12 protein-coding genes are annotated in these 12922 nt (G+C 74.6%); 5 read left to right on the forward strand and 7 right to left on the reverse strand.

Going from position 1 to position 12922, the window contains the following annotated elements:
• Positions 1 to 173: 173 nt before the first annotated feature.
• Positions 174 to 557 (forward strand): hypothetical protein, encoded by a 384-nt coding sequence (locus IEY94_RS22150; protein ID WP_189172189.1) that lies wholly within the window; start codon positions 174 to 176, stop codon positions 555 to 557.
• A 213-nt stretch (positions 558 to 770) separates the two neighbouring features.
• Here IEY94_RS22150 and IEY94_RS22155 read toward each other — a convergent pair whose 3' ends face one another.
• Positions 771 to 1562, reverse strand: a complete 792-nt coding sequence (locus IEY94_RS22155) for a S1 family peptidase (protein ID WP_189172190.1) — start codon at positions 1560 to 1562, stop codon at positions 771 to 773.
• A gap of 413 nt (positions 1563 to 1975) precedes the next feature.
• Between IEY94_RS22155 and IEY94_RS22160 the strand changes: the two genes are divergently transcribed.
• On the forward strand, positions 1976 to 2965 hold the full coding sequence (locus IEY94_RS22160; RefSeq protein ID WP_229784350.1) for an intradiol ring-cleavage dioxygenase: 990 nt from the start codon (positions 1976 to 1978) through the stop codon (positions 2963 to 2965).
• A 37-nt stretch (positions 2966 to 3002) separates the two neighbouring features.
• On the opposite strand, the gene IEY94_RS22165 is transcribed toward IEY94_RS22160, so the two are convergent.
• The 3 genes from IEY94_RS22165 to IEY94_RS22175 form a co-directional block, all read right to left on the reverse strand.
• The gene (locus IEY94_RS22165) at positions 3003 to 3527 is read right to left on the reverse strand and encodes a DUF6879 family protein (protein ID WP_189172192.1); all 525 of its coding nucleotides are present in this window, start codon (positions 3525 to 3527) and stop codon (positions 3003 to 3005) included.
• Between the two features lie 7 nt (positions 3528 to 3534).
• On the reverse strand, positions 3535 to 3738 hold the full coding sequence (locus IEY94_RS22170; protein WP_189172193.1) for a hypothetical protein: 204 nt from the start codon (positions 3736 to 3738) through the stop codon (positions 3535 to 3537).
• Positions 3739 to 3878: 140 nt separating this feature from the next.
• A complete protein-coding gene (locus IEY94_RS22175; protein ID WP_189172194.1) occupies positions 3879 to 5192 on the reverse strand; it encodes a choice-of-anchor B family protein in 1314 nt (437 codons plus the stop codon).
• A 148-nt stretch (positions 5193 to 5340) separates the two neighbouring features.
• Between IEY94_RS22175 and IEY94_RS22180 the strand changes: the two genes are divergently transcribed.
• Positions 5341 to 5502 carry a hypothetical protein gene (locus IEY94_RS22180; protein ID WP_189172195.1) on the forward strand — a complete coding sequence of 54 codons (162 nt, stop codon included), beginning with the start codon at positions 5341 to 5343 and terminating at the stop codon, positions 5500 to 5502.
• Here the strand turns inward: IEY94_RS22180 and IEY94_RS22185 are convergent.
• Positions 5489 to 6256 carry a S1 family peptidase gene (locus IEY94_RS22185; protein ID WP_189172196.1) on the reverse strand — a complete coding sequence of 256 codons (768 nt, stop codon included), beginning with the start codon at positions 6254 to 6256 and terminating at the stop codon, positions 5489 to 5491. The two genes, IEY94_RS22180 and IEY94_RS22185, sit on opposite strands and share 14 nt — an antisense overlap.
• 501 nt (positions 6257 to 6757) lie before the next feature.
• Here IEY94_RS22185 and IEY94_RS22190 point away from each other — a divergent pair.
• Both IEY94_RS22190 and IEY94_RS22195 read left to right on the forward strand, forming a co-directional pair.
• A complete protein-coding gene (locus IEY94_RS22190) occupies positions 6758 to 7585 on the forward strand; it encodes a S1 family serine peptidase (protein WP_189172197.1) in 828 nt (275 codons plus the stop codon).
• A 273-nt stretch (positions 7586 to 7858) separates the two neighbouring features.
• On the forward strand, positions 7859 to 9454 hold the full coding sequence (locus tag IEY94_RS22195) for a M4 family metallopeptidase (RefSeq protein ID WP_189172198.1): 1596 nt from the start codon (positions 7859 to 7861) through the stop codon (positions 9452 to 9454).
• Here IEY94_RS22195 and IEY94_RS22200 read toward each other — a convergent pair whose 3' ends face one another.
• Together IEY94_RS22200 and IEY94_RS22205 are read right to left on the reverse strand one after the other, a co-directional pair.
• Positions 9455 to 11029, reverse strand: coding sequence for a methyl-accepting chemotaxis protein (locus tag IEY94_RS22200; protein WP_189172199.1), 1575 nt, complete (start codon positions 11027 to 11029; stop codon positions 9455 to 9457).
• A gap of 150 nt (positions 11030 to 11179) precedes the next feature.
• On the reverse strand, positions 11180 to 12889 hold the full coding sequence (locus tag IEY94_RS22205; RefSeq protein WP_189172200.1) for a cytochrome c biogenesis protein DipZ: 1710 nt from the start codon (positions 12887 to 12889) through the stop codon (positions 11180 to 11182).
• Between the last annotated feature and the right edge of the window lie 33 nt (positions 12890 to 12922).

Genomic DNA, 12922 nt, shown 5'->3' on the forward strand with positions numbered 1-12922 from the left:
GTCCCGAACCGCCTGCTGTACGTGCGGCTGTCCTAGCCGGACGCCGTACCGGTTCGCCGGGCGGTCATCACCGCGGGTGGATCCGGCCACCGGCCGTTTCCTCTCCCGCCGACGGGGAAAGGGCTGCTGGAGCGGCGGCATCGGCCGCCGCCGGGAGCAGGGAGCGCAGCACGATGACGACGAAGAGCGCGAGCAGCACCGCCGGTACCGGAAAGACCTCGCCGCGGCAGGTGTCCCGCTCGGCCGACGCGCCGGCGCCGGCCGACGACGCGACCCGGCCGCCGGCCGACGAGGCGGCGCCGGGCGCCGCGCTGGCGGCCGCGGCGGCGCAGCGGTGGCAGCGGGCGCGGCAGGCGACGACGGACGGGGTCGAGCGGATGCGGACGGCGGTCCGGGAGGCGGACCCGGCGACCCGGCAGCGGTGGCGGCGGGCGGCGGTGGCCACGGGCGCGGCGGCGGTACCGGTGGCGGTCGCGGTGGCGGCGGTGGTCCGGCGGCGCCGGCGGCGTCCCCGCGCGCTGCTGCGCCGCCTGCTGGCCAGCGCCTCGGTCCGCTAGCCGACCGGCCCGCTGGTCGAGGTCATGGCCGGCGCCGGCCGGGGTGGCTGGGGAGGCGCAGGTGGCCGGGACGCACGGCCCGCCCGCGCACCGGTGGCCGGGCGCGGGCGGTTCGGGTGTGCAGGGCCGGAGGTCCGGCCGGTTCGAGCGGGCCGGCGGCTCACCGGCCGGGAGCCGGGTCCCCTGCCGGTGCGGGCGGGGACCCGGTGATGATCACCAGCCGGCGGGCAGCGTGCCGCCGAGGCTCTGGATCGCGCTCTTGATCTGCGGGATGAACGAGCTGAGCTGCGCGTAGTGGCCGGGGTTCTTGGCCCGGGCGCAGCCCACGCCCCAGCTCGTCATGCCGACCAGCACCCAGCGGTCGCCGTCGCGCGCGGCCAGCGGCCCGCCCGAGTCGCCCTGGCAGGTGTCGATGCCGCCCTTCTGCAGGTCACCGGCGCAGATCTCGGCCTTGCCGACGGAGTCGGGGCACTTCTCGTCGGCGATGTACGGCAGGTCGACCTCGCGCAGCAGCGTGGTGCCGCTGCCGCCCTCGCTGGTGGCGCCCCAGCCCATCGCGCGGAAGGTCGGGGTGGCGTCGTACTTGCTGTCGGTCGGCACCGCGACCGGGGCGATGTTGGTGATCGGCTGACTCAGCTTGATCACGGCCCAGTCGGCGACGTTCGACGACGGCGTGTCGCCGTCGCCCGGGCCGCGGCCGTACTTGACGCCCGAGCTGGACACCTTGGTGCCCTGGTTGTAGTTGACCTTGCCGATGCTGACCGTGGTGCGGCTGCTGCCGCCCTCGAAGCAGTGGGCGGCGGAGAGCACGACGTCCGGCGAGACGAGCGAGCCGCCGCAGCCCATGCTGAGGTGGCCCACCCAGGGGTAGGCGCCCTCGGCGGCGGCCTTGCCGCCGACGATGCGGGTCTGGCCGGGGTCGGCCGAGGCGGGGGCGCCGACGAGGCCGGCGGCGAGGGCCACGGCACCGGCCGCGGCGAGGGTGGCGAGGAAACGACGATTCACGATGACTCCCGGGTGGATGGGGGCAGCGGGGGCCGCGCGTGCGGGTGATACCCGTGCCGGGTGCGCGGTGGCGCCCGTCACATGGCTGGGCTTCGATATTCTGGTCGTTCGATTCGAGTTTGTCGATAGAGGGCGGTCCGCAACGCACCGTGATCGCACGGGTGCGGATCGTTCGGCCGCGCTCGCGTACTGTCCATCCGCGCGCCGACCCGGTACGGGCGGCCCGAGCCGGGCAATCCCGGGAATTCGCGCCGTGGCTGGCATATCGTCGCGCAGAGAAGCCCCGCCGGAATCTCACAGGAATTCCCCGGGCGGGGCACGGCTGACTGCTGAACAGCATCGCCACTGTGGGTACCGCAAGCGCCATTCCCGACCCACGATCGGAGCACCCGATGCCGCGCCATTCGCCGCCCATGCACGAGGGTCGCCCGCTGCCCCGGCCGGACGAGGAACTCGTCGACCAGGGGCTCGCCTTCGACCTCGCCACGCTGCTGGACCGCCGCCGGATGCTCCGCGCCGCCGGCCTCGGCGCCGCCACGCTCGGGCTCGCTGCCTGCGGCGACGGTACCGACAACACCGCGGCGACGCCCTCGGCCAGCGCGAGCGCGAGCACCGGCGAGATCCCGCAGGAGACCGCCGGGCCGTACCCCGGCGACGGCTCCAACGGCCCGAACGTCCTCACCCGCAGCGGCATCGTGCGCAGCGACATCCGGTCCGGTTTCGGGACCGCGAGCGGCACCGCCGCCGGCGTGCCGATGACGCTGGATCTCACCATTCAGGATCTGTCGAACGGCGGCAAGCCATTCACGGGCGTCGCGGTCTACGTGTGGCAGTGCGACCGCGAGGGGCGCTATTCGATGTACTCGGCGGGGATCACCGGCGAGAACTATCTGCGCGGTGTACAGCTCGCCGACGCCACCGGTCGGGTGCGGTTCACGAGCATCTTCCCGGCCTGCTACTCGGGGCGCTGGCCGCACATCCACTTCGAGGTGTACCCGGACCGGGCGTCGATCACCGACGCCGACAGGGCCCTCGCCACCTCGCAGGTGGCGCTGCCCGAGGCGGTATGCAGGCAGGTGTACGCGCAGGCCGGCTACGCCGCCTCGGTCACCAACCTGAGCCGGGTCACCCTGACCGACGACAACGTCTTCGGCGACGACGGCGGGACCAGCCAGCTCGGTACGGTCACCGGCGATGTCACCCGCGGCTACACGGTGTCGCTGCTGGTCCGGGTGGACCCGACGACGACCCCGGCCGGCGGCGGCAACGCCCCGCCGGGCGGGCCGGGTGGGGCGCCGCCGAGCGGGGCTCCCGGCGGCCCGCCGCCGGGCGGCACCCCGCCGGGCGGCGCACCGGGCGCCCCGCCGCCGCCGGGCGGCACCCCGCCGGGCGGCTCGGGCTGACGGTTGGCGCGAAAGGGACCCGCGCCCTTCGGTGAGGTCAGATTCGGGGTCGGTAGTCGTGGTGGTCGGTGGCCAGCGGCCAGACGTCCTCGAACACGGCCCGGCAGAACCGCACCAGTTCGGGATCCTCGGTCACCAGGCGCTTGCTCACGACGCCCTGCCCGTCGTAGTGCAGGAACATCGCCGTCCGCTGGTCGAGAACGTAGAAGTCGGTGGCGGGCAGGCGGAGCGCCGTCAGCTTGTCCCGGCCGCACCAGCGGGTGGGCTCGCCCGCCCGAACGATGTCGTCGATCGTTTCGTACGAGAACCGGTGGTACTCGCCCAGCGGTTCGCACACCACCTTGATGCGGCGCAGCGACTTGCCCTCGCCCGACAGGCGCGACACGAGGGCGTGCCAGTCGTCCAGGTACGAGTTGTCCACCGGCTCGCCGCGCCTCCACTGGGCGAACGCCTCGAAGTCGCCGGGCACGCCGTAGAAGTCCCGCAGTTCCATGTGGACCCATTCGCGCTCGATGGCGCTGTAGCGGGCGACGAACTCGTCGCGGTCCACCTCGTGCAGCACGTGCGCCCTACTTCTCGATCTGGAGGTACCGGAGCATCCGGGACGGGATCTCGATCGCGTCCTCGTGGGCCGGCATGTTCAACGACGCAAGGGTACCGGCGTCGATTTTCCAGCCCTGGATCACATAGCTGTCGCGGTCCGGGCAGCGGTACACGGTCGGCGAGTCCCCGCCATTCGAGTCAGGGTCCTTGCCGATGAACTCAAGCTTCACGGCGCCTCCACGATCACCGGATGTGCGTGCCGTTTCCGGTTTCAGAATCGTCGGCGACCCTGTACGGGGTCAAGGGAAAGCCGGCCGAGAGGAAACAGCGGGCAACGAGTGCCGTGGTGGTCGGTCGATCGTATGACGGGTCAGCGGGCGGCGCTGCTGCGGGCGGCGCCGGTCGGGCGGAGGAGGAACAGCCCGCCCTCGATGGAGCTGACCGCCACCACCGACCCCTTGCCGAACCACGGGATCGCCGTCCACGCGCCGTGGAAGCCGCTGCTGTCGTCGGCCGGGTGCACGTCGAAGAAGCCGACCTCCCCGTACCCGCCCGGCAGCTTGCTGCTGTCGTGGATGCGCAGGCCGGCGTTGTAGGCGCCCTGGTACATCCGGTTGCCGAGGTTGTACTGGTTGTGCCGGGTGGCCCTCATCCCGCTGATCCGGTCGGTGCGGACCATCCGCGGGTTGTCCAGGTCGCTGATGTCCCAGACGAACGACGGGGAGCCGGACGAGGTGGAGATCAGTTCGTCGTTCTGCACGACGTACCGCCAGTCGGGCGTCCGGTCGCCCTGGTGGATGAAGGACGCGCCGGGGTACGTGCCCTTGCCGATCGGCTTCGGCGACCTCGGGTCGGTCACGTCGACGATCGTGAAGTTCTTGACCGCGTAGTTGAAGGTGATGTGCTTGCCGGTGTGCTCGGTGTCGGGGCCGGCGTACTTCTCCGGGATGTTCTCGTGCACGTACCCGTCGCCGCTGTAGCAGCCGAGGTTCTTCGGCTTCAGCGGGTCGGCGATGTCGATCATGTGGTTGCCGCCGCTGCACGTGTTCGAGCCGACGGCGTGCAGCACGTTCGCGGCCGGGTCGACGCCGATGGTGTGGATGTTGCCGATCCTGTCGTACCGGGCGTCGGCGGCGAACGTCTGCGGGCTGGTGACGCCGCGCAGCCGCTTCAGGTCGAACACCTGGAGGCCGTGGGTGTTGATCCCGTCGGCGCCGACGTACGCGGTGTCGCGGTGCACGCGGACGTCCCGCCAGCCGCTCGTGGTCCCGCCGTGCGAGGGGAGGTTGCCCAGGTACTTCGGGTTGACCGGGTCGGTGACGTCGACGAAGCCGACGCCGTTGTCCCGGGTGACGACCGCGTACTCCCGGCTCGTGCTGCTGTCGATCCAGTACCACATGCTCAGCGCCTCGGTGCCGCCGCCGAGCGCGCTGACCGGCAGGTGGCTGAGCAGGTCCACGTTCTTGCACGGGTAGTCGCCGGCCCGGCCGTTGACGCACGGTACGGCGGCGCCGGTGCTGCGGTCGGCGTGCAGCCAGGCCGGCTGGTAGCCGGCGACGCGGGCCCGGGCCTCGGCCCGGCCCTCGGCGGTGCGCAGGTCGTGGGCCGCCGCCGGGGCGACGGCGGTGACGCTGAGGGCGAGGACGCCGGCGGCGATGCCGGCCGCGGACGGGAGCGGGCGCATGGGGACTCCTCGGTTCAGCCGGGTGGCGGGCTGTCGCGGAACGGGCCGGGCCGGGGGCGGATGGCTGAGATGCTCCCACCTTCATCGAGCTGTGTCGATACCACGGCGCCGCCGCCGCCGCATTCCGCCGGGGGGATGTCCGCTGTTCGTGCACACCGGCCCGCGCTGCTACGCGGTGGACGCCGACACCGGCGCCGACCGGCACACGCCGGCGCTGTCCGGCGACCGCGCCGGCCGGGTGCTCGCCGGGGACGTGGTCGTCCACCGGGACGGCGGCGGCCTGCGGGCGTTCCGGGTCAGCGGCCGGTGATCGCGCGGATCCAGGCCCGGTTGCGGGCGATGCTGGCGTGCCAGGAGAGCCCCCGGTACTCCATCGACGTGACGCCGACCAGCTTCCCGTCGTGGAACATCGGGCCGCCCGAGTCGCCCTGCGCGACCCTGCCGGTCCCGGCCTCGCTGCCGATGGCGGGGCCGCGCTTGTAGTCGGTCCCGGCGGTGGTGGTGACGCGCATCGTCGCCGTCTTCATGACCGTCGTACCGGGGCAGTCGGCGCAGGTCCGGCCCCAGCCGTAGACGCGCACCTCCGCGCCGACGGGCGGGTCGGCGTCGGCCAGCGGCACCGGGGTGGCCCCGGCGACGGGCTCGGCCAGTCGGTACAGCAGGAGGTCCCGGGTGTCGGTGCCGACGCCGCCGTTGAACGCCTCGGCGGCGACCACCCGCCGGCCGCGGCTCTTGTCCGCCTCGCCGACGGCGAACTCCGGCTGCGGGCCGAGGAAGCAGTGCGCGGCGGTGAGCACCCACCGCGGCGCGATGAGCGTGGCGGTGCAGATCTTCAGGGCGGCGGCCCACGGCACGGGGCCGGTGACGGTCTCGCCGCCGATGATCCGGCCCGGCCCGGCGGTGGTGCGGTCCGGTGCGGCGACGGCGCGGTCCGGGCCGGCGGTGATGTGGTCCGGGGCGACGGTGACGGCGCGGTCCGGGCCGGTGGGTGGGGCGGCGGCGGCCGGGGTGGGGAGCTGCCCGAGGCAGAGGGCGACGGCGAGTAGGGTGGCGCGGCGGCGCATGATGACTCCTCTCGTCCTGCGGTGGCTGACATGATCGCCGACCGGGTCGGGCGGCGTCGACATTTACATTTGCGCAGTCGGCGCCGGCAAGTTTCCTTGCCGAATTCTTAGCCGGCCCGAATGCGGGGCATAGCATCTTGCGGGGCGGGCGCATAGCGCGCGGCGGGCAGCGCGTCCGATTGGTCCGGCGGGCCGTGTCCGTATTGCCGATGAACGTGAACGCATGGTTCCCATCGGCCGGGCGCACTATCCGTCGCCCTGCTCGCGACGTGCCGGTGTCGGGCGCGGCGGCCCGTATTAGCGGGGCGTTAATTGCGCGCCGCGGCACCGTACGGCATTTGATTTCCGTGCGCTGACCTGCCTACGGTTTCGCCACACCGTGCCGCCCCACCTGCCGATGGTCGGCGCGTTCGATCCCAACCGCGCATCGATCCCCGTGGCCGACCGTCCCTTTCGGATGAGTATTCGGTCGCTTCTGCGCGGCCGAGAGGAGAATTGGAAATGAATCGAGCCTTGCTGATAGCCACCCTGGTTGCCGCGGTCGCGGCGCCCGCCGTCGCGACGGCCGCGTACGCCGAATCGGCCGCGCCCCGGGGCGGGGCCGTCGACGACCGGATCGTGGGCGGCAAGGAGGCGGCCGCGGGCGACCACCCGTGGATGGCCCACCTGACCATCGCGTTCACGGGCGGCTCCAAGGGCTGCGGCGGCACGCTGCTGTCCGCGAACATCGTGCTGACCGCCCAGCAGTGCGTCGCCGAGGACAAGGCGTTCGGGAAGCCGACCGGGGTGACCGCCGACATCGGCCAGCTCGACCACACCGCCGCGGCGGAGGCGGGGACCCGCCGGCAGGGCAACCGGTACGTCCTCGGCGACGGCATCGGCGCCGGCGACTGGGCCGTGGTCAAGCTGACCAAGTCCATCAAGGTCAAGAGCCACCCGCTGCTGCCCGCGGACGACGCACTCGACACCAAGAAGACAATGCGCGCCCTCGGCTGGGGCAGCACCAAGGAGGGCGGCAAGCCGGTCAAGAACCTGCGCCAGGTCGACCTGCCGGTCGTCACCGGCAAGATCTGCGGCAAGGACGCCGACAGCGAGATCTGCGCCGGCAACCTGGCCGACGGCGGCGTGGACACCTGCGTCGGCGACGGCGGCGGGCCGCTGCTGGCCGCGGCCGGCAAGGAGTGGGTGCAGGTCGGCGTCACCAGCCACGGCGTCGGCTGCGGCCGCGAGGGCAGCCCCGGCCACTACACCCGGGTGAGCGCCTTCACCGAGAAGATCCGGGCGGCGATCACGCTGCTCGACGGCGCGCCGGCGCAGACCACCGAGTGACTCCCGCCGCCTCCGGGACGGCGTGGGGGTCCGCCCCCGCGCCGTCCGGGCCGGCGACCACATATGCACACCGGGCGGTGCCGGCACCGCCTCGTCGACAAGCTTCTGACCAGGGCTAACACGGTCCGCGCGCGCGGCTCGCCGCGGCGTCGGGCCGGCGCCGGCCGGCGCCGGTCGATCGACCGGGCACCCCGCCGTACGTATATTGACGGCCCTGGATCGGCGCCCCACCGCCACCCACCCACCAGCCCGCCACCCCTCGGAGGTCGCGCCATGGGCCGTGTTCCGCGCCGGACACTCGGCATGCTCAGCGCCGTCGTCACCGGCGGTGCCCTCCTGGCCGCGCCCCCCGTCGCGGCCGCGCCGGCCGCCGCCCCCGGGCAGGCGGCGGCCGGCGCTCCCGGCACCCCGGCTGCCGCCGGGGCGCTCGCGGACGCCGCCCTGGCCGGCCTGCGCGCCGCCGACCCCGACCGGGCCGTGACGCGGCTCGGCGTGCAGCGCGGCCCGTCCGGCACCTGGTACGCGGCGTACGGCACCGCGCACCGCGGCCTGCCCGTGCTCGGCGGCGACTTCGTCGTGTCGGTCAGCGCGGCGGGCGCGGTCCTGGACGCGCCGGCGGCGCTGCCGCGGCTGGCGCTCGACACCGCGCCGCGGATCAGCGCCGCCCGCGCCGCCGCGGTCGCCCGGGCGCGGCTCACGACCGTCACCCGGGCGGGCGCGCCGGAGCTGTCGGTACTGCTGCGCGACGGCGTGCCGACGCTGGCGCACAAGGTCGTGGTGGAGGGCGCCGACCGGGACGGGCCGAGCATCCAGCACGTCGTCGTGGACGCCCGGACCGGGCGGGTGCTGGCCGCGTCCGACCAGATCGCGCACGGCACCGGCAGGGGCCACTACCACGGCGACGTACCGCTGGACACCACCGCGACCGGCGGCGGCTTCGAGCTGGCCGACCCGAAGCGGCGCGGCCTGTTCTGCTCCGCCGAGGGCAACGGCCCGATCAAGGGCGCCGACGACACGTGGGGCAGCGGCGGCGCCGGCGACAAGGAGACCGGCTGCGTCGACGGCCTGTACGCCGCGCAGCGGTTCTGGGACATGCTGCGCGACTGGCTCGGCCGGGACGGCTTCGACGGCACCGGCCGGGGCTTCCCGATGGTGCTCAACGTGCGCGACGTGAACGCGTACTGGAACGGCCACAACACGGCGTTCGGGGTGACCAAGGACAAGCAGCGGCTGCTGACCGAGATGGACATCGTCGCGCACGAGTTCGGCCACGCGGTGTTCCAGTTCACCCCCGGCGGGTTCAACGGCGTCGCCGAGACGTTCCAGCTCAACGAGGCCAACGGGGACATCTTCGGCGCGCTGACGGAGCACTACGCGAACAACCCGAAGAACAGGCCGGACTACGACTACGCCGAGATGTCCGACCCGTTCGGCCGCGGCCCGGAGCGCAACGGGTACGACCCGTCGAAGGCGCCGCGCAAGATGCCGAACTGCTGGTCGCCGACGCTCAAGGATGTCGAGATCCACGACGGGTCCGGCCCGGCCAGCCACATGTTCTACCTGATGGCCGAGGGCTCGCAGCCGACCAACGGCAACCCCGCCAGCCCGATCTGCGCCGGCGGCCCCGAGCGGGTGGCCGGCCTGGGCATCCGGGACGCCGGCCGGGTGTGGATGGAGTCGCTGCTGCTCAAGACCGAGAACTGGACGTACGCCGGCGCCCGGTCCGCCGCGCTGCGCGCCGCGACCCGGCTGTTCCCCGGCGACTGCGCGCGGTTCGCCAGCGTCAAGGGCGCCTGGGACGGCATCGCCGTACCGGCGCGGGCGGACGAGCCGACCTGCCGCCCGGCGGCCGGCCCCGCCGCGGGGTGATCAGGACCGGCCGAGGTCGAACCGGGCGATCCGCTCGCGCAGCGCGTCGGTGGCCGCGGCCACCTCGGCGCCCGCCCGGTTGGCCTGCTCCACCCCGCCGGCCGAGCTGACCGCGCCGCCCGCGATCTCGCCGATCCGGGCGGCGATGCCGTGCACGCCGTCGGCGACCCGGCTGATGCTGTGCGTCATCTCGCCGGTCGTGGCGCTCTGCTGCTCGACGGCGCTGGCGATCGTCGTCTGGTGCTCGTTGATGGTCTCGATGACGCCGCTGATCCGGTTGATCACCTCGACGGCCCCGCCGATGTCCTGCTGGATCGCGGCGACCCGGGCGCTGATGTCCTCGGTGGCCCGGGCCGTCTCGCCGGCCAGGTCCTTGACCTCGCCGGCGACGACCGCGAAGCCCTTGCCGGCCTCCCCGGCCCGGGCGGCCTCGATGGTCGCGTTCAGGGCGAGCAGGTTCGTCTGCTCGGCGATCGTGGTGATCATCTTGACCACGTTGCCGATCTCGGCCGAGGAGGCGCCGAGCTGCGCGACCGTCTGCACCGCGCGATTCGCCTCGGCGACCGCGACGCCGGCCACGCCCGCCGCCTCGCCGGTCGACCGGGAGATCTCCCGGATCGACTGGCCCATCTCCTCCGCCCCGGCGGCGACGGCCTGCACGCTGCGGTTCACCTCGTCCGCCTCGTCGGCCGCCGACGCCGTCTGGTCGGTGGTGGCCCGGGCGGCGTCGCTGAGCCCGGCGCCCGCGCCGGTGAGCTGCGCCGCCGCCGCGGTCAGCCCGGCGGCGTGGTCGGCGATGGCCCGCAGCGAGGCGCGCATGCTGGCGGTCGCGCGGTCCAGCGCCCGGGCCATGGCGCCCAGCTCGTCCCCGGAGTGCAGGCCCGCCTCGGGGGTCAGGTCGCCGTCGGCCACCCGGTCCAGGACGGCGCCGACGGCGTGCAGCGGCCGGACGATCGACCGGATGGTCGGCAGGACCAGCGCGAGCAGCAGGGCGAGCCCGCCGACGATCGTGAGCGCGGTCCACCGGTTCGCCCGGTCGACGGCCCGGCGCAGGTCCGCCGCCGCGGCCGCGGCGGCGGCGGCGACCAGGTCGTGGATCGCCGACAGCTTGTCGTCCACCGCGTCGTTGCGCTCGGCGATCTGGCCGACCCGGCCCAGGACCGCGGTCCGGGACTGCCGCGCGTCCCGGACGAAGTCGGCGACGAACGTGTTGAACGCGGCGACGTCGCCGCGGACGTCGTCGACCGCGGCCCGCACGTCCGCGGGCAGCGCGATCGCGTCGACCGCCGCCAGCGCCGCGTCCACCGAGGCGAGGTCGTCGGCCAGCTCGCCGGTCGCGGCGGCCGGGTCGGGGTCGCCGAGCGCCCGGTAGGCGTCGACCTTGAGCTCGGCCTCCCGGGTGTCCAGGTGGCTGACCGCGGCCTTGGCCCCGGTCATCGCCCGCTGCCGCTCGGCCGCCGCGGTCACGGCGGCGCTCGTGCCCAGGCCGACCGCGGCGACCGCCCCCACGGTCAGGACGGCGGCGCCGAGGATCAGCAGCAGCCGCTTGGTGACGCTCAGGTCGGCCAGCCTCATCGCGTACCCCCGCGCGCCGGTGCTCGTGTGCCCACCGGTAGCTATTGCCCGCCCGGCCGCACTCCATGCCGCGCCGGGCCCGCCGCGCCGAGCCCGGCGATACGTCTGACGATCCGCCGGGCGGCTCGGCCGAGGGTCCGCCGGGGCGGGTCAGCCGAAGGTCAGGGCGTACAGCCGCAGGCCCGGGGTCGCCGTGACCCGGAGGGTGGCCCGGCGGGGCTCCGGGTGCACGACCAGGGTGTGCGCCCGCGGCGTGCCGGCCACGGCCACCGTGCTGGTGGCGCCGCCGCTGTCGACGGTGAGCCGGCCGGTGCCGGCGGCGACCAGGTGCACGGTCCGGGCGCGGTAGTTCAGGTCGAGGACGGCGGCGGGGCCGGCGGTGGCGTACTCGTCGCCGTGGGTCCAGGTGCCGGTGAACGCGACGGCGTCGTCGGGCAGCCGGCCCGGCGGGTCGTACCGGGTGGCCGCGTTGTGCCGCAGCCCCGGCGTCGCCGTGCGCCCGCGGACCCGGATGAAGTCCAGGTACGTCTCCGGGGTCCGGTCGGCGGTCAGCCGGTCGTCGCCGGTGCCGGTCGGCGGCGGCAGGGCGGCGCCGGGGCGGTCGCGGCCGAGCAGCTCGCGGATGAGGTTCTCGGTGTGGTCGTACCCGCCCTCGCCGAGGTGCAGGTACCGGACGGTGCCGGCGCTGTCGATCAGGTACGCGGCCGGCCAGTACCGGTTCCGGTAGTTGGTCCACGTCCGGTAGCTGTTGTCGACCGCGACCGGGTACGTGATGCCGAGGTCGGCGATCCCGGCCCGGACGTTGCCGAGGTCGCGCTCGAAGACGAACTCGGGGGTGTGCACGCCGACGACGGTGAGGCCGGCGGCGGCGTACCGGTCGTGCCACGCGCGCACGTGCGGCACGCTGCGCTGGCAGTTGATGCACGAGTACGTCCAGAAGTCGACCAGGACGGTCCGGCCGCGCAGCCCGGCGAGGTCGACCGGGCGCCCGCCCGGCGTGTTCAGCCACGCGGTCGGCTCGATCGCCGGTGCGGGCCCGCAGTCGCGCAGCTCCGCCGCGCCGCTCGGGCAGTTGCCGAGCCGCTCGTTGCTGCCGTCGGTCAGGCCGGACAGGGTCGGCCGGAACGCGGCGCTGTCCTCGATCCGGCGTTGCAGGCTGTCGGTGTAGCCGGGCAGCGCGCGCTGGAGCGCGGCCGGCAGGTCCAGCGCGAGGGCCGCGGCGAGCACGATGAGCAGGCCGCCGGCGACGGCCCGGACCAGCCGGGCGCGGCGGCGGAAGGCGCGCACCCGGTCGGCGAGGCGGGCCCCGGCGAGGGCGAAGCCGAGCAGCGGCAGCGCGGCGCCGACGGCGAAAGCGAGGGTCAGGGCGACGGTGTCCGGCCCGATCCGCCCGGTGGCGCCGGCGACGGTGATGGCGGCGAGGACCGGGCCGGCGCACGGCACGTACAGCAGGCCCAGGCCGAGCCCGAGGGCGAAGCCGCCCCGGTCGGCGCCGAACCGGCGGGTGGGGAGCCGGGCGAACGGGCGCTCCAGCAGCTCCTCCAGCTTCGGGACGATCAGGCCGAGCCCGACGGTGACGAGGACCGCCAGGCCGACCCAGCGCAGCAGGTCGGCGGGGAGGCCGAGGGCGGCGATGACCAGCGAGCCGAGCAGGGTCATCGCGCTGAAGCTGAGCACGAGCCCGGCGATCACCAGGTACGGGCGGGCACTGCGCCGCCGGCCCGGGGCGGCGGCCTCGGCGGGCTGGTCGGGGCGGCGGGCGCCGCTGGCCAGGAGGACCACCGGGAGGACCGGCAGGATGCACGGCGAGATGCCGGTGATCAGCCCGCCGAGCAGGCCGATCAGGACCAGGGTGAGCATGGCGTCCTCCGTCCGCGGCCCCGGTCGGGCCGA

This window comes from Pilimelia anulata (genome assembly GCF_014647895.1).
GTDB lineage: Bacteria > Actinomycetota > Actinomycetes > Mycobacteriales > Micromonosporaceae > Pilimelia > Pilimelia anulata.